This window comes from Jiangella alkaliphila, assembly GCF_900105925.1.
GTDB lineage: Bacteria > Actinomycetota > Actinomycetes > Jiangellales > Jiangellaceae > Jiangella > Jiangella alkaliphila.
On the sequence record NZ_LT629791.1, the window covers coordinates 389,464 to 405,749 of the forward strand.

The 16,286-nt window shown below is 72.9% G+C and carries 16 protein-coding genes; 10 read left to right on the plus strand and 6 right to left on the minus strand.

Features of this window, described 5'->3' with window-relative positions; genetic code table 11:
- Positions 1-6 precede the first annotated feature (6 nt).
- Entirely contained in the window at positions 7-1,368 is a 1,362-nt protein-coding gene (locus BLV05_RS01845; protein WP_160312705.1) for a M14 family zinc carboxypeptidase, read from the minus strand.
- A 222-nt stretch (positions 1,369-1,590) separates the two neighbouring features.
- Between BLV05_RS01845 and BLV05_RS01850 the strand changes: the two genes are divergently transcribed.
- From BLV05_RS01850 to BLV05_RS01885, 8 genes are all read left to right on the plus strand, one after another.
- The gene (locus tag BLV05_RS01850) at positions 1,591-2,385 is read left to right on the plus strand and encodes a DUF4190 domain-containing protein (RefSeq protein WP_046766676.1); all 795 of its coding nucleotides are present in this window, start codon (positions 1,591-1,593) and stop codon (positions 2,383-2,385) included.
- Positions 2,386-2,437: 52 nt separating this feature from the next.
- Entirely contained in the window at positions 2,438-3,832 is a 1,395-nt protein-coding gene (locus BLV05_RS01855; RefSeq protein WP_046766675.1) for a diaminobutyrate--2-oxoglutarate transaminase family protein, read from the plus strand.
- Complete coding sequence (locus BLV05_RS01860) at positions 3,829-5,289, plus strand: pyridoxal phosphate-dependent decarboxylase family protein (protein ID WP_052762086.1); 1,461 nt, start codon at positions 3,829-3,831, stop codon at positions 5,287-5,289. Before BLV05_RS01855 ends, BLV05_RS01860 begins: the two co-directional genes overlap by 4 nt.
- Positions 5,286-7,067 carry an IucA/IucC family protein gene (locus tag BLV05_RS01865; RefSeq protein ID WP_046766674.1) on the plus strand — a complete coding sequence of 594 codons (1,782 nt, stop codon included), beginning with the start codon at positions 5,286-5,288 and terminating at the stop codon, positions 7,065-7,067. Before BLV05_RS01860 ends, BLV05_RS01865 begins: the two co-directional genes overlap by 4 nt.
- A complete protein-coding gene (locus BLV05_RS01870) occupies positions 7,064-7,756 on the plus strand; it encodes a GNAT family N-acetyltransferase (RefSeq protein ID WP_052762085.1) in 693 nt (230 codons plus the stop codon). Before BLV05_RS01865 ends, BLV05_RS01870 begins: the two co-directional genes overlap by 4 nt.
- The gene (locus BLV05_RS01875; RefSeq protein ID WP_046766673.1) at positions 7,740-9,071 is read left to right on the plus strand and encodes a lysine N(6)-hydroxylase/L-ornithine N(5)-oxygenase family protein; all 1,332 of its coding nucleotides are present in this window, start codon (positions 7,740-7,742) and stop codon (positions 9,069-9,071) included. Before BLV05_RS01870 ends, BLV05_RS01875 begins: the two co-directional genes overlap by 17 nt.
- A complete protein-coding gene (locus tag BLV05_RS01880; RefSeq protein ID WP_046766672.1) occupies positions 9,058-10,812 on the plus strand; it encodes an IucA/IucC family protein in 1,755 nt (584 codons plus the stop codon). The genes BLV05_RS01875 and BLV05_RS01880 overlap by 14 nt, the downstream gene beginning before the upstream one ends.
- Positions 10,813-10,972: 160 nt before the next feature.
- A complete protein-coding gene (locus BLV05_RS01885) occupies positions 10,973-11,671 on the plus strand; it encodes a GIDE domain-containing protein (protein WP_052762084.1) in 699 nt (232 codons plus the stop codon).
- Positions 11,672-11,718: 47 nt separating this feature from the next.
- Here the strand turns inward: BLV05_RS01885 and BLV05_RS38085 are convergent, their stop codons facing one another.
- From BLV05_RS38085 to BLV05_RS01905, 4 genes are read right to left on the minus strand one after another with little or no spacing between them, the layout of a single operon-like run.
- Positions 11,719-12,297: a sugar O-acetyltransferase gene (locus BLV05_RS38085; protein WP_197683500.1), complete on the minus strand. Its 579-nt coding sequence runs from the start codon at positions 12,295-12,297 to the stop codon at positions 11,719-11,721.
- Between the two features lie 51 nt (positions 12,298-12,348).
- Entirely contained in the window at positions 12,349-12,966 is a 618-nt protein-coding gene (locus BLV05_RS01895; protein WP_197683501.1) for a hypothetical protein, read from the minus strand.
- A 35-nt stretch (positions 12,967-13,001) separates the two neighbouring features.
- Positions 13,002-13,631, minus strand: coding sequence for an MBL fold metallo-hydrolase (locus BLV05_RS01900; RefSeq protein WP_046766669.1), 630 nt, complete (start codon positions 13,629-13,631; stop codon positions 13,002-13,004).
- A gap of 10 nt (positions 13,632-13,641) precedes the next feature.
- A complete protein-coding gene (locus BLV05_RS01905; protein ID WP_046766668.1) occupies positions 13,642-14,268 on the minus strand; it encodes a cob(I)yrinic acid a,c-diamide adenosyltransferase in 627 nt (208 codons plus the stop codon).
- 271 nt (positions 14,269-14,539) lie between these two features.
- On the opposite strand from BLV05_RS01905, the gene BLV05_RS01910 reads away from it, so the two are divergent.
- Positions 14,540-15,283: an ABC transporter permease gene (locus BLV05_RS01910; protein WP_046766667.1), complete on the plus strand. Its 744-nt coding sequence runs from the start codon at positions 14,540-14,542 to the stop codon at positions 15,281-15,283.
- Here BLV05_RS01910 and BLV05_RS01915 read toward each other — a convergent pair.
- Positions 15,240-15,494: a hypothetical protein gene (locus BLV05_RS01915; protein ID WP_046766666.1), complete on the minus strand. Its 255-nt coding sequence runs from the start codon at positions 15,492-15,494 to the stop codon at positions 15,240-15,242. The genes BLV05_RS01910 and BLV05_RS01915 overlap by 44 nt on opposite strands.
- Before the next feature lie 67 nt (positions 15,495-15,561).
- On the opposite strand from BLV05_RS01915, the gene BLV05_RS01920 reads away from it, so the two are divergent.
- The gene (locus BLV05_RS01920) at positions 15,562-16,179 is read left to right on the plus strand and encodes a TetR/AcrR family transcriptional regulator (RefSeq protein WP_046766665.1); all 618 of its coding nucleotides are present in this window, start codon (positions 15,562-15,564) and stop codon (positions 16,177-16,179) included.
- Positions 16,180-16,286: the final 107 nt, after the last annotated feature.

Genomic DNA, 16,286 nt, shown 5'->3' on the forward strand with positions numbered 1-16,286 from the left:
GCTGACCTACGGACGCCCCTGGTGGAACTCGCGGCGGCACTCCTTGAGGTCGACGGTCACGGTCTCACCGAGGTCGACGTCGACGGGGACGGTCTGCAGGACGGTGCCGTCGGGCCGTTCGCAGGTGAGGATCCACGGCTCCTCGTAGAACCCGGTCTGGAACCCGTGGATCCCGTCCTCTTGGTACGCCGGTATCGGCCGGTACGACGGGTTGACGGCCCACTCGAACTTCCCGTTGCGGCCGAGCGTGAGGTCGGACGTCAGCGTGGTGGTGAACGACGACGGCCGGGTGGCGCCGTCGGACTGGAGGTAGGGGCTGGTGTACATGTCGAACGCCTTGGTGATCCGCAGGACGGCGCCCTTCGGACCCTTGCCGTCGATGACGGCGTACTGGTCGGGGTCGGCGGCCGTCTCGAGCATCGTCAGCATCGCCTCGCGGTGCTGGTCGTACACGTCGAGCACCTGCGTCTGGTAGGTCCGCGCGACACCGGCGTCGGGACACGTCTCGGTTGTCAACGCGAGCCCGCGGGTCGCGTAGTACGCCCAGTCGATCGCCTCGCCGGTCGTCTCGTAGTCCTCGGCCGACGGCAGCGCGTCGTAACCGGGCCCGTAGATCGACGCGACCTCGGACGCGAGGGCGTGCAGCCGGCCGACGTCCTGGGCGGGGCCGGCGGCGAGCTGCAGCGGCGGGTACAGCACGACCTGGATGCAGGTGTGCTGGGTGTTGAACACGACCGCCTGGCGGGTCGACAGCAGCCACTCGATGTTGCGGGTCTCCGGCTCCGACCACGGCGCGGCGCCGCCGGTCGAGATCGGCAGCCAGCCCATGCCGTAGTTGCGGTTCATGTCGGTGTTGGTGTCGGTCTGCCGGCGCCCGCGCACGAACCCGTCGACGTTGACGATGGGCACGACGACCACGCGCGCGCTGTCGAGCAGCCGGGTGACCTCTCGGTCGCCGGCGGCGGCGCGCTGGACGAGGTCGATGGCGAACTCCATCGTCAGCTCGCCGCTCGGGAACTCGTTGCCATGGTGCATGCCGACGTCGACGAACACCGGCTTGCCGTCGTCGGCGGTGACGTTCGTGCTGATCTCGACCCCGCGGACGGTGCGCCCGGACGTCGTCGGGTAGGGCAGCGTGATCGGCTTGACCAGGTCGGGGTGGTCGGCGACCAGCTCCGCCATGTCGGCCTCGTAGTCGGCCAGCGTCCGGTACTCGGTGTTGCCGCTGGGCAGGCCGGCCGCGACCGACGGTGCCGGCTCGGCCACGCCGACGGCGGCGGGGACGGAGACCGCGGGCACGGCCAGGACGGCGGCCGCGGCCAGCATGACGGTGCGACGACTCGAACGGGTTCGATCAGTACGCCTCATGAACGCGTTCCTCTCCGCAGAACCGAAGGGGGGCGGGACGGGCCGGTGAGGATCGGCCGACCCGGCGGGCTTCTTGCAATGAGCACCTCTGCGCACCGGTGCGTATGAGTGCTCATTGCAAGGCAGGCACCCGGCGAGGTTATCGCTTCGTGACCTTTCGCACGAGAGGTATGGCATGTCACGTTGTGACGGTTCAGTCCGGCCCCGGCGATACCGTTTTTTATGTCCGATCCCGGCGCGCCGACACCCACGCCGCCACCCAACCCGTACGCGAGCCCGCCGAACGGCTCGGCGGTCCCGCCCGGACCGGCGCAATACCCGGCCTACGGGCAGCCGCCGCACGGGCAGTATCCGCCGACGTACGGCCAGCACACCTGGCCTGCCGCGCCGCCACCGCGCAAGCCCGACACCAACGGGTTCGCGATCGCGGCATTCGTCTGCGGCCTACTGCCGCTCATCCCGCTGGCGATCGTATTCGGCATCATCGCCCTCGGCCAGACCGCCGGACGGAGGCAGGACGGCCGCTGGTACGCCATCGTCGGGATAGTCGCCGCCAGCGTATGGACGGTCGCGCTGGTCCTCGGCGGTGCACCGACGCAGTTCCTCCAACCCGATCGCACGCCGTCGGACTGGTCGGTCCTCCAGGACGGCGAGTGCATCGACGGACTCGGCACGCTGCCGGAGGAGAACCCGTCACCCAGTGATCTCACGGTGGTGCCGTGCTCTGGTCCGCACGAGGGTGAGGTCTACGGCACGTTCGTGTTCGTCGCCGACGAGTTTCCAGGCGAGGCGTCGATGCGCCGTGAGTCGGACCACCGATGTCGCGAGCTGATGGGGAGTAGGCCGCCCGACACGGTCAGCGGGGCGATCATCGGATATCTGTCTTTCTACCCGCTCCAGGGCTCCTGGCCGGAACAACGGACGGTCGCCTGCGTGGCCTACGACCCAGATGTGGTGAGGGTGCCGGGTGTCGCACACCCCCGGGCACCTGACGGAGCGGCTTGCAGTCTGGGTTAGGTTAGGCAAACCTAGTTGACTGCAGATCATTCCCTGTGAAAGGACCGCGTCCGTGGCGTACCACGAGGGTGTCAGGCTCGCCGAGCCGCCGGCAACCGGAACCGCTGAAACCGCCGACGACCTGCTCGAACGCCAACGCCTCCGAGAATCCTCGGCCCGCTCCTACCCGCGCCGCCTGCCGATCGCCCTGGTGTCCGCCACAGGCTCCACCGTCCGCGACCGCCAGGGCCGCGAGTACATCGACTGCCTGGCCGGCGCCGGCGCGCTGGCGCTCGGCCACCACCACCCGGTCGTCGTGCAGGCGCTGCACGACGTCCTCGACGAGGGTGCGCCGCTGTCCACGCTGGACCTGCCGACGCCGGTCCGGGACCGGTTCGTCGAGCAGTTGTTCGCCGTGCTGCCCGAGCCACTGCGCGACGGGCGCATCCTGTTCTGCGGGCCGACCGGCGCCGACGCCGTCGAGGCCGCGGTGAAGCTGGCCCGCACCGCGACCGGCCGGTCCGGTCTGGTCGCGTTCGGCGGCGCCTACCACGGCATGACGCAGGGCACGCTCGCGCTGTCCGGCCGCAAGGCGGTCAAGGAGCCGCTGGGCACGCTCCTCCCCGACGTCCACCACCTGCCGTTCCCGACGGCGTTCCGGTCGCCGTTCGGCCTCGACGACGGCGCCGCGATGGCCGGGCGGCTGGTCGAGTGGGCGCTGACGGACGACCTCAGCGGCATCGCGACGCCGGCCGCGGTCATCGCCGAGCCGGTGCAGGGCGAGGGCGGCGTCCAGCCGATGCCCGCCGCGTTCGCCGCGACGGTGCGCCGTGCGACGCGCGCGGCCGGGACCGTCCTGATCGCCGACGAGGTCCAGACCGGCCTCGGCCGCACCGGCGACCTGTGGGCCGGCGAGGCGATCGGGCTGGACCCGGACGTGCTGGTGCTGTCGAAGGCGATCGGCGGCGGACTGCCGCTGGCGGTGATCGTCCACCGCGGCGAGCTGGACGGCTGGCAGCCCGGCTCGCATGCAGGCACGTTCCGCGGCCAGACGCTGGCGCTGGCGGCGGGCGCGGCAACGATCCGCGAGGTGGTCCGCGCCGGGCTGGCGGAGCGGGCTCGCGAGGCCGGCCGCCGTCTGACGGAGGGGCTGCTCGCGGTGGCCGCCGACGACCCGCGGGTCGGGCACGTCCGCGGCCGTGGCCTGATGGTCGGCGCGGAACTGGTCGACCCGGGCGTGGTCGACGCCGACGGGGTCCCGGTGCCGGACGGCTGGCTGGCGGGTCGCGTTCAGAGGGCGATGCTCGAGCGCGGCGTCATCGTCGAGGTCGGCGGCAGCCACGACGCCGTCGTCCGGTTCCTGCCGCCGCTGGTCATCAGCGACGACGAGCTCGACCGCGTGGTCGACGCGTTCGGCGCGGCGCTGCGGGCCGTCCACGCGGAGGCCGACGAGGGGGGCGAGCGGTGACCGGGCCGCTGTTCCTCGACGGCAGCCCCGCCGCGCACGACGCGCTACGGGCGGCCGTCGCCGAGGTGCTCACCGTCCTCGCCGCCACCGACGACCCCGGCGGCCGGGGCCCGTTCCCGTCCGCCGGCCCAGGCTGGCTGCGCGAGACGGCGGCGGCGATCGAGCCGCTGCCCGACGACGCGGAGCCGCTCGGGGAGGTGCTCGCCGACGTCGGCCGGACGGTGCTGGCGCACGGCGCGCGCGTCACCGACCCGTGGTGCGCCGCCCATCTGCACCCGCCGACGCTGCTGACGGCGGTCGCGGCCGAACTGGCGATCGCCGCTACGAACCAATCGATGGACTCCTACGACCAGGCGCCGATGGCGACGTACGTCGAGGACCGGCTGGTCGGTCGCCTGAACGATCTGATCGGGCTGCCGTCGACGGGGTCCGGCGTGCTGACGTCGGGCGGGACGGCGTCCAACCTGCTCGGGCTGCTGCTCGCCCGCGACCACGCCGCCGGTGGGGCCAACCTCAGCGGGCTGCCGGCCGGCGCGGGTCGCTGGCGCATCCTGGCGTCGGCCGGGGCGCACGTCAGCGTCCGGCAGGCCGCCGCCGTGCTGGGGCTGGGCCGCGACGCCGTCGTCGCCGTCACCACCGACGACGACGGCCGCATGGACGTCGCCGCCCTGGACCGGACGCTGGACCAGCTGGCGCAGACCGGCGGCGTGCCGATCGCCGTCGTCGGGACCGCCGGCACCACCGACACCGGCGCCGTCGACCCGCTGGCCGCGCTGGCCGACCGTGCGGCCGCCGCCGGGGCCTGGTTCCACGTCGACGCGGCCGTCGGGTCGGCGCTGGTGCTCAGCGACCGGCTGCGGCCGCTGGTCGCCGGGCTGGAGCGGGCCGACTCGATCACCGCCGACCTGCACAAGCTGTGGTGGCAGCCCATCGGGGCCAGCGCGCTGCTGGTCCGCGACGGGGCGTCGTTGGGCAGCGTGCGCGAGCCGGCCGACTACCTCAACCGCAGCGAGGACGACGACGTGCTCAACCTCGTCGACCGGTCGCTGGACACGTCGCGCCGGTTCGACGCGCTGAAGATCCTGGTCTCGCTGCGGGCCACCGGCCGGCGCCGGCTGGCCGGGCTGGTCGAGCACCTGGTCGACCTCGCCGCGAAGGCCGGCGAGGCGGTGCGGCGGGTGCCGGGCCTCGAGCTGGTCGCGCCGCCGCAGACGGTCACGGTGCTGTTCCGCTGCCGCCCGGATGGCGTCGACGACGACCGGCTGGACGCGCTGAGCGTCGAGGTGCAGCGGCGGCTGCTGGCGTCGGGCCGGGCGGTCGTCGGCCGGACCCGGTACCGCGGCCGGGTCGCGCTGAAGCTCACCTTCACCAACCCGCTGACCAGCCACGACGACGTCGCCGCGCTGCTCGCGGCGGTGGCGGCCGAGGCGGCGGCCGGGCTGGGGGTGGCGGCATGACAGAGCTGCTGGCGAAGACCGCGCCGTCGCCCACTCGAGCCGCCGACGACGCGACGGCGCACGCGCTGCTGTCCTGCTGGCTGCGCGAGGTGCCGGGCTGGACACTGGAGTCGGCCGCCGGTGGCGCGCGGATCGTCATCCCGCTGCCGCACTGGAACGCCCGCCTCCTGATCGGCGTCCGGAGGGTGTCGGCGACCTACCGGCACCAGCTGGAGCTGCCGGCGCTGGTCCAGATCGCCGACGGCGAGCCGCGGCCGGTCGGGCTGGCGCAGTTGGCCGTGCTGCTGGCCGACGCGCTGCCTGGGACCGGGCTGCGGACGGAGCCACTGCTCGCCCGGGTCCTGGACAGCGCCGCGGCGGTGGCCGGCTACTTGGACGGCCGGGCCGGCGAGATCGACCGGCTGTGGTCCGCCGCTCCCCTGACCTTCCCCGAGACCGAGCAGGCGCTGCTGCTCGGCCATCTCGTCCACCCGACGCCGAAGAGCCGGGGCGAACTGGGCGCCGTCGAGCGGCAGCGGTTCTCCCCCGAGACCGGCGGCCGGTTCGCGCTGCGCTGGCTGGCCGTCGACCGCGAGCTGGTGCGGCACGGCAGCGCCCTGGACACGCCGGCGCCGGAGCTGGCCACGGCGCTGCTGCGCGACGATCCGGCCGTCGACCAGGCGGCGCTTCAGGCGACCCGCGAGGCCGTCGGCGGCGACCGGATCCTGCTGCCCGCGCACCCGTACGAGGCGGACCGGCTGGCCGCCGACCCGCAGACGGCGGACCTGTTCGACACCGGCGCCGTCGTCGATCTCGGGGCGTGGGGCGCGCCGTTCCTGCCGACGACGTCGGTGCGGACGGTGTACCGGGCCGACGCGCCGTGGCAGCTGAAGTTCAGCCTGCACGTGCGCGTGACGAACTCGATGCGGGTGACGCTGCCGAAGGAGCTGGACCGCGCGGTGGAGTCGGCCGCGCTGGTGCGCACCGTCGTCGGCGCCCGAACGCGCGAGGCCGCGCCGCACTTCGTCCTCGTCCAGGACCCCGCCTACCTGACGCTGGCCCGCGACGGCGAGGTGCTGAACGGCTTCTCAGTCTTGCTGCGGGAGAACCGGTGGGGACCGGGCGGGCCGCGCGACGTCAGCGCGCTCACGACGCTCTGCCAGGACCACCCGTACGGCGGCAGCAGCCGGCTGGCCGCGATCGTCGCGGCCATCAGCAGCCGCGAGCACCGCACCGAGGACGCCGTCGCCCGCGAGTGGTTCGGCCGGTTCTGCGACGTCGTCGTGCGCTCGCTGGTCCGGCTCTACCTCGACGTCGGGCTGTGCTTCGAGGCGCACCAGCAGAACACGCTGGTCGAGCTGGAGGACGGCTGGCCGGTGCGCGGCGTGTACCGCGACAGCCAGGGCTACTTCCACCGCGAGGCCGCCCACGGTCACCTCGTCGCCGTCGTGCCCGGGCTGGGCGAGGTCACCGAGTCGATCTTCCCCGAGGAGCTGGCCGACGAACGGCTGAACTACTACCTGTTCGTCAACCTCACGCTCGGCGTGATCAACGCGCTCGGCCCGTCCGTCGACGAGTCCGTCCTTCTCGGCGACCTGCGAAGGGTGCTGACGGAGGAACGCTCGCGCGGCGGGCGGTACCCGGCGACGCTGCTGGACCGGCTGCTCGACGACGACCGCTGGCCGTGCAAGGCGAACCTGCTGACCCGCGCGCACGACATGGACGAGCTGGTCGGCGACATCTCGACGCAGTCGGTGTACGTGACGCTGCCGAACCCGCTGCAGGGGGTGGGCACATGACGTGGTCCGTCACGCTGCCGGGCGCGACGGAGGAGCTGACGTTCGCGCCGGTCCGGGCCGAGGACGACGCCGAGCTGGTGCACGACTGGATGAACCGGTCGCACGTCGTCCCGTGGTGGCAGCTCGGTGTGTCGCTGGACGAGATCCACGACTACCTGGCCGGGCTGACGCACCTGCGGCCCTGGCTGGTGTCGGCGCACGGCACCCCGTTCGGCTACGTCGAGACCTACGCCGTCGCCGAGGACGCGCTGGCCGGGTACTACCCGGCGCACCCCGACGACCATGGGTTCCACCTGCTGGTCGGGCCGCTGTCGATGCTCGGAACCGGGGTGCCGCGGCTCATGGGCCGGGCGGTGCTGGCCTGGCTGCTCAACCGCGGCGGCCGCGCCGTCTGCGAGCCTGACGTGCGCAACGGGCGCATGCTCGCCTACTGCGACCGGCTCGGGCTGACGTCGCTGGGCGAGGTGGACCTGCCGGAGAAGCGGGCAGCCGTGCTGGCCTGCGAGCGGGCGACGTTCGACGCGCGCTGGCCAGGCGACCGCGCCGCGGTCGCGGGAGCCGGGGTGCTCACCGGGGAGGATCATGCGGCACCGACGGCGACGCGGGGCCGGAGGTCCCGCCGAGCCGTCGGTCGAGACCGCGAGCCGGATGGAGCGAGGGAGGCATCGCCGCATGAGCCGACCGGCTGATGTCACTGGTGAGTACGACGTCGTCGGCGTCGGCCTGGGGCCGTTCAACCTGGGGCTGGCCGCGCTGCTGGACCCGGTGCCCGACGTGAACGCGGCGTTCTTCGAGGCGGCGCCGCGGTTCGCCTGGCACCCCGGGCTGATGCTGCCCGGCACGACGCTGCAGGTGCCGTTCCTGGCCGACCTCGTGACGCTGGCCGACCCGACCAGCCGCTGGTCGTTCCTCAACTACCTGCACGAGCGCGGCCGGCTGTACCGGTTCTACTTCTACGAGCGGTTCCACGTGCCGCGGGCGGAGTTCGACGCGTACGCACGCTGGGTCGCGGAGTCGCTGCCGTCCTGCCGGTTCGGCGCGCGCGTGACGTCGGTGTCGCCGGCCGGCGACGGGTGGCGCGTCGTCGTCGAGACGGCGGACGGCGGCGTCGAGGAGCACACCGCGCGCTCGGTGGTGTTCGGCGTCGGCACCCGGCCGCACGTGCCCGCCGTCGCCCGCGACGTGCTGGGCGCGGACGTGTTCCACACCGAGGACTACCTCACCTACCGGGAGAAGGCGGTGACCGCGTCCGCCGTCACCGTCGTCGGGTCCGGGCAGAGCGCCGGCGAGGTGGTCGCCGACCTGCTGGAGGCCGGGCTGCCCGGCGGGCTGACGGTGGACTGGTTCACGCGGTCGCGCGGGTTCCTGCCGATGGAGTACTCCAAGCTCGGGCTGGAGCACTTCACGCCCGAGTACACGGCCTACTTCCACGGGCTGCCGGGGCCGACTCGCGACGAGATCCGGGCCGGCCAGGACCTGCTCTACAAGGGCCTGTCGGCCGAGACCAGCGAGCGCATCTACGACCTGCTGTACGAGGCGACGGTGGACCGCGCCGACCCACCGGTGGTGTACGCGGGCGGCTGCGAGCTGCGCGCCATCGAGCCGTCGCCGGTGCCCGGACGGCGGTGGCGGCTCACCTGGCGCCAGCGCGACCAGGACCGCACGTTCACCCGCGACACCGACGTCGTCGTGCTCGGGACCGGGCACGAGCCGTCCCCGCTTCCCCTGCCTGACGGGGTGGTGGCGGCCGACGCGCTCGGGCGGCCCGAGGTCGCGCTGGACTACCGGCTGGCGCTGGCGTCGGGCACGCCGTCGACGCTGTTCGCGCAGAACGCCGAGCTGCACACGCACGGCGTCGGCGCACCGGACCTCGGGCTCGGCGCGCACCGCAACTCCGTCATCGTCAACGCGCTCGCCGGCCGCGAGATCTACCCCGTCCGCGACCGCACCGTCTACCAGAGCTTCGGCGTCCCCGAGGAGGTCCGCCCCGATGACCGCACCTGACCTGGACCAGTGGGAACGGGCCAACCGCGAGCTGATCGCGAAGATGGTCACCGAGTTCGGCTACGAGGAGATCATCGCGCCGGCCGTCGCCGAGGACGGGTCCGTGGCGGTGCCGCTGCCGGGCGGGACGCTGACCGGACGGGCGGTGCGTCGCGCCCTCGGCTGGTGGCGGGTGGACCCGATGTCGCTGACGGTCGACGGCGGCGGGCCGCTGCCAGACGCCGTCGACGTGTTCACCGCGGTGCTGACCGCGGCGGGGGCCGACGCGTCCACCGTCGCGGGTGCGGTGTCGGAGCTGTCGTCGACGCTGCTCACCGACGCGCGGCAGCTGGCGACGGCGCGCCCGGCGGCCGAGCTCGCCGACCTCGAGCCGGTGCTGGCCGAGGCCGAGCTGACCGGGCACCCGTGGATCGTCGCGAACAAGGGCCGGGTCGGGTTCGGCGCCGACGACCTGCTGGCGTACCCGCCGGAGGCGCGGGCCGACGTCCGGCTGCTGTGGCTGGCCGCCTCGCCGGACGTCGCGGACTCCGTCGGGCTGGACCACCACGCGGTGGTGCGGGAGCAGATCGGCGACGCGGGGTTCGAGGCGCTGCGAGCCGGGGCGCAGCTGGGCGGGCTGGACCCGTCGACGTGCGTGTTCGTGCCCGTGCACCCGTGGCAGTGGGCGCACCGGATCCTGCCGCTGCACGCGCCGCAGCTGGCCCGCGGCGAGCTGGTGTTCCTCGGCGAGGGGCCGGCGCGGTACCGGCCGCAGCTGGCGATCCGCACGATGACCGACCTCGACGACCCGGCGCGGCGCTACCTCAAGCTGCCGCTGTCCATCCTCAACACCTCGGTCTACCGCGGGCTGCCGCGGGAGCGGACGCTGGCCGCGCCGGCGCTGACGTCGTGGCTCTCCTCGATCGTCGACGGCGACGAGTTCCTCCGCGAGACCGGGCTGATCCTGCTCGGCGAGGTGGCCGGCGTGAGCGTCGCGCATCCCACGTACACCGCGCTGCCCGGCGTTCCGTACCAGTACACGGAGCTGCTGGGGGCGATCTGGCGCGAGCCGGTGCAGCCCTTCCTGCGCGACGGTGAGCAGGCGGTCTCGCTGGCGGCGCTGCTGCACGTCGACCCGTCGGGCGGGACGTTCGCCGGGTCGCTGATCGCGCGGAGCGGTCTGCCGGCGTCGCAGTGGGTGGCCCGGCTGCACGAGGCGATCCTGCCGCCGCTGCTGCACGTGCTGTACAAGTACGGCGCGATGTTCTCGCCGCACGGGCAGAACTGCATGATCGTCCACCGTGACGGGGTGCCGACGCGGCTGGTCGTCAAGGACTTCGTCGACGACCTCGCGATCTGCTCGGAGGTCATTCCCGAGCACGCCGAGCTGCCGCCGTCGGTGCGTGAGGCGCTGGCGGACGTGATCCTGGACGGGAAGACGCTGCGCAAATACCTGCAGAACGGCCTGCTGATCTGCGTCTACCGATACCTGACGGAGGTGCTGGCCGACCGGCACGGGGTGCCCGAGGCGGCGTTCTGGGCGTCGGCGCGCGACGTGCTGACGGCGTACCAGGACCGGTTCCGCGGCCAGCTGGCCGACCGGTTCACGATGTTCGACCTGGAGTCGCCGACGTTCCCGAAGCTGTGCCTCAACCGGCTGCGGCTGTTCGAGCGCGGCTACGCCGACGACCCCGAACGTCCCGTCATCTCCGCCCTCGGCGCCGTTCCCAACCCGCTGTCTCGCTCGTTCACGCCGTCATAGATCGAGCGCCGGGAAGCGCCAGCTCAGGTGGGCTATCGTGTGCGGGCCGGGCACACATTCCGAAAGGACCAATGTCATGTGGATTGCCGGCCTGATTGCACTGGCCGTTGCTGGATTCTGCGGATATCTCATCCTCAAAGCACGCAAGCGGCAGCGCAAGATGATCACGACCGAGACGTTCACCACCGCAGAACTGCGCACCCTCCAGGCCGCCGCGGCCGAGGCAGCAGGGCCGGGCGTGTTCCGGCAGCAGAGCGAGGTGGCAGGCACCGCCCAGCCGAGCTCGTCCGGAGTGCTGAAGTCGGAGATCTCCGCCACGGAATGCGTCTGGCACAAGCACGTCGTCACGCGCAAGTTCTGGGAGACCGAACGCAAGCGCGACTCCAACGGCAACTACCGCAACCGCCGGGTCGAGAAGAAGGAGAAGGTCGCCGACCGCGAGTCCGAGCAGGCGTTCCTCGTGACCGACGAGACCGGCAGCATTCTGGTGCATCCGGGCAAGGTGGTCGAGGGCGCGGACAAGATCGTCGACCGGTTCGAGCCGGAGGACGAGAAGGAGGAGCGGACCGAGCTGTCGATCGGCTCGTTCAGCCTGTCGCTGCCGAAGACCCAGCGCGAAGGCACCATCGGCTACGAGTACGAGGAGTGGGTGCTGAAGCCCGGGCGGAAGCTCTACGTGCTCGGTGAGGTCGGTGACGCCTCGGGTGACCTGGCGATCGAGGCCCCGTCGCTCGTCTCGACCAAGGACGAAGAGACGCTGATGCGCGAGTCCCAGTCGAAGCAGCGCCTCTTCCTGCTCGGCGGCGTGGTCGCGGCCGTCGTCGGTGTCGTCCTCATCGTGATCGACGTTCTCCGCTGACGCCGGCCCGTGGTCCGGGGCCGGGCGTCAGCGGCCGGCCCCGGGCCCTACCAACTCCGGCGCACGGTGCCCTTGGTCCCGGCCACCAGGCTCGCCGCCGGCACGTCGTCGGCCACGATCGTCCCCGCCGCGACGACAGCGTCGCGGCCGATGCTGACGCCGGGCAGGATCGTCGCGCCGGCGCCGATCCACACGTTCTCGGCCACGTCGATGGGCGCGCCGGTGAGGAACCGGCGCCGTTCGTCGGGGTCGACCGGGTGGCCCATCGTGATGAACGTGGCCTTCGGCCCGACCATCACGCCCGCGCCCAGCCGGATGCCGGCGTAGTCGAGGAACGTGCAGCCCTGGTTGATGAAGACCCGCTCGGCCAGGTCCAGGCGAAGGCCGTGATCGGTGTAGAAGGGCGGGTAGATCGTCACCCGCTCCGGAAGCGGGCCGCCCAGGATCTGCTCGAGCAGCGCCGCCTTGCCCGCCTCGTCGTCGAACGGGAGGACGTTGAGCCGGGAGGTCAGCTCCGTGGCCCGCACCACGCGCTCGCTCATCGCTCTGAACTCGGCACCCAGCACGCGCTCGCCTCGAGCTTGGAGCTCCGGGTCGTGGATCAGCATGAAGCGGTCGTGGGTCATTCGACGATTCTCGCGCGGCGTCCGCCGGGCGAGAATCTCCCGCGCGGCGCGCTAGTGCAGTTCGTTGCGGCGCCAGAGGGCGGCGGCGCGCTCGAGCTCTTCGGCCATGCGCAGGTTGCCCTTGGCCAGACGGGTCTGCCGCGCGCCCTCCTCCTCCGCCAGGTCGTCGGCGGAGTGGGCGCGGCCGGCGGCGACCACCCGGCAGAACGCGCCGGCCCGTTCCAGTGCCACGGCGAAGTCGCCGGTGAACGCGCTGGTCAGGACCGCGTCGCCGAGAGCGGCGACCTCTGCCGGGCCGGGCGGGTGGGCGACGCCGGCGACGGCGGTGGAGACCTCGGCGACCCGCTCGCCGACGGCGAAGACGCGGGCGGCTTCGGAGCCGTTGCGGTGCACCCAGCTGCGCAGCAGGTAGAGCGACCAGAGCGTGCCGGGCAGGGTGTCGGGGCCGGACCCGCGCCACAGCTCGGCGATCTCGTCGAGGCCGAGGCGGTCGGCGAGATCGAGCAGCCGCGGCGCCGTGCCCGGCTCGGACCGGGCGGCCTGCAGGACGGCGGCCGCGGTGGCGTGCGCGACGGCGGTGCGGTCGGCGGGATCGGGGTCGCCGAGCAGATCGGGCATGTCGGGACGCAGGTGGGGCCGTCGGTGGCGCTCGGGTCTGCCTTCGGTCACGTCTCCATTGTCCCTTGTGTGCGCCGATGTGTGGGTCAGGACTCGAACGTGCTGCCCGCGGCCACCACGCGCAGCTCGGTCTCTTCCGGTGCGAGCTTCTCGTACAGGTTGTAGAAGAATCCTGGCACGGCCAGCAGCGCCTCGTGGATCGGGATCGCGACGTTCGGCGTCAGCGCCCGGAGGTAGTCGACCGCCTCGCTCAGCTTCAGCCATGGCGCGGCGGTGGGCAGCCCGAGGATCTCGACGTCGACGTCGGGGATGGTGAACGAGTCGCCCGGGTGCAGAAACCGGCCGCCGACCAGGTAGGCGACGTTCGGGATGACGGGGATGTCGGGGTGGATCACCGCGTGCTGCCCGCCGAACACGTCGACCGTGGTGCCGACGTCGAGCCGCTCGCCCGGCTGCACGCCCGTCGCGGCGATGCCGGACTCGGCCAGGACGGCCGCGCTGCCGCCGTCGGTGTACAGCCGTGCCTCGGGGTTCGCCGCCAGCAACGGCCCCAGCCGGTCGACGTCGAGGTGGTCCGGGTGCTGGTGCGTGGCCAGCACGGCGGTCAGACCGGTCAGCGCCTCGAAGCCGTGCGAGAAGCCGCCGGGGTCGATGAGGATGCGGGCGTCGCCGTCCTCGACGAGGACGCAGGAGTGCTCGAACTTCGTCAGCCTCATGAGGTCGAGGCTAGCGCCGCGACGGCGCTTCCGCGCGGCCGCCGCCGGGCTGCCAGAGGACGTCGCCGTCGGCGCGGTTGGCGTACCGGGACAGGATGAACAGCAGATCCGAGAGCCGGTTGAGATACGAGGCGGTCAGCGGGTTGACGCCGTCGATGTCGCCGGTGCCGTACTGCTCGACCGCCCCCCAGGCCGACCGCTCGGCCCGTCGCACCGTGGTGGTGGCGACGTGCAGCTGCGCCGCGGTGAGGGTGCCGCCGGGCAGGATGAACGACGTCAGCTTCGGGACCTCGGCGTTGTAGCGGTCGCAGTCGGCCTCCAACTCCTCGATCCACTCGGCCTGGACGCGCAGCGGCGGGTACTCGTACTCGGCCTTCAGCGGCAGGCAGAGGTCGGCGCCGACGTCGAAGAGGTCGTTCTGGACCCGCTGGAGGACGGCCAGCACGTCGGAGCCGAGGTCGCCGCCCCCGGTGCCGGACCGTTCCAGCGCGACGGCGACCCCGATGACCGCGTTGGCCTCGTTGACGTCGGCATAGGCGGCTAGCCGCGGGTCGGTCTTCCGGGTGCGGCTGAAGTCGCCGAGCCCGGTCGTGCCGTCGTCGCCGGTGCGGGTGTAGATCCTCGTCAGCCTCACCATGACAACCATCCTCTACCGGTCGGGCCTTGCACGACCAGTCCAGCTCTCCATCAGCCTTGCGGTCTCGACCGACGACTCGCGGGAGCCTCCGGCCCCCGGTCGTCGCCGGTGTGCAAGACCCTCCACAGGCCATCCCCTACTGGTCGGGCCTTGCACGACAAAGTCCGCTCTCCATCAGCCTTGCGGTCTCGACCGACGACTCGCGGGAGCCTCCGGCCCCCGGTCGTCGTCGGTGTGCAAGACCCTCCACAGGGCACACTACGGTGACGAGATGTCGTCGACACTGCTGCCGGTCGGGCCGGCGCTGGGCGTGGCGATGGCGGTGCTCGTCGCGGCCGCCGTCGCCGTGAGCGCCGTCGCCCGGCTCGGGCACGACCGCGCCGTGGTGACGGCGGCGCTGCGCGCGGTGGCCCAGCTCGCCGTCGTGGCGCTGGTGCTCGCCGCCGTCGTGGAGGTCGAGCCGCTGACGGCCGCCTTCCTGCTGGTGATGCTGGTGACCGCCACGGTGACGGCCGGGCGGCGGATGACGCACGACCGGTCGTGGGCTTGGGCCGCAGTCCCGGTGGCGCCCGGCCCGCTGCTGGTCGTGACGGCGCTGCTGGCCACCGGTGTGCTGCCGGGCGACCCGCTGGCGGTCATCGCCGTCGCCGGGATCCTGATCGGCGGGGCGATGACGGCGGCCGCGCTGACCGGGCGGCGGGCGCTGGACGAGCTGGCGACCCGGCGCGGCGAGGTCGAGGCCGCGCTGTCGGTCGGCCTGCTGCCGCGCGACGCCGCGCTGGAGATCGCCCGGCCGCAGGCGGCGACGGCGCTGATCCCCGCGCTCGACCAGACCCGCACCGTCGGCCTGGTGGTGCTGCCGGGCGCGTTCGTCGGCATGCTCATCGGCGGCGCCGATCCGATCCAGGCCGGTGCCGTCCAGCTGTTCGTGCTGGTGGCGCTGCTGGCGGTCGAGGCCGGCGCCGTCGCGCTCACGATCGAACTGGTCGCCCGCGGCGTGATCGTCCGGCACTGAGCCGGGCGTTGGCGCGGGTGAGCGCCGGGACGACGAGGTAGACGGCGACCGGGACGACCAGCAGCGTCAGCACCAGCGTGCTCACCGGCACCGGCAGGTCGCCGGTAAGGGGGCGGAGCACCAGCTGGCCGAGGGTCACGAGCGGGTAGATGGACAGCCAGATGATCAGGGCGCGGCGGTGAACGGACGGCGGGCGATTTTCCAACTGCATGGTTGGAGTCTGCGCCTCGCCGCCGGAAAAAGCAACCGGACGGTTGGAGAATTGCTACGGTGCTCCCATGCCGTGGGACACCGAGGCGACCCGCCGCCGCCTGCTCGACGCCGCCGTCGAGGAGTTCGCCGAGCACGGCCCGGCCGGCGCCCGCGTCGACCGCGTCGCCAAGTCGGCCGGCGTCAACAAGGAGCGCATCTACCAGTACTTCGGCGACAAGGGCGGGCTGTTCCGCACTGTCCTGACGCAGGAGTTGCAGCGCCTCGCCGCGGCCGTCCCGCTCACCCACGAGCAGGCGGGCGACCTCGGCGACTATGCCGGCCGGCTGTTCGACCACCACACCGACCACCCGCACTTCCTGCGGCTGCTGCACTGGGAGGGGCTGGCCAGCGGCGGAGCGACGGTCGCCGAGGCGAAGCGGGCGGCGCTGCAGCACGACAAAGTCGCGGCGATCACCGACGCCCAGCGCCGCGGGCTCGTGACGGACGCCGTCGGCGCCGGCCAGCTGCTCTACGGCGTCATGGCGCTGGTCGACTGGTGGTTCGTCGCGCCGCACGTGGTGCGGATGACCGTCGGCGCCGACGGCATGGACCGCGCGACGCAGCGCGCCGCCGTCGTCGAGCTGGCCCGCCGGATGACCGCGCCCGACCGCTCTGAACCACCCACCGGCGCGTCGTCAAGGTGATCCTTGCCACGCCGGAAGGCTGGGAACAACCCGAGACATCGGGTAGTTTCAGGTACTGGCGACAGCCCCTCGGGGCTCTCGCTGGGCGGCGGGCCGTGGTAACCCCG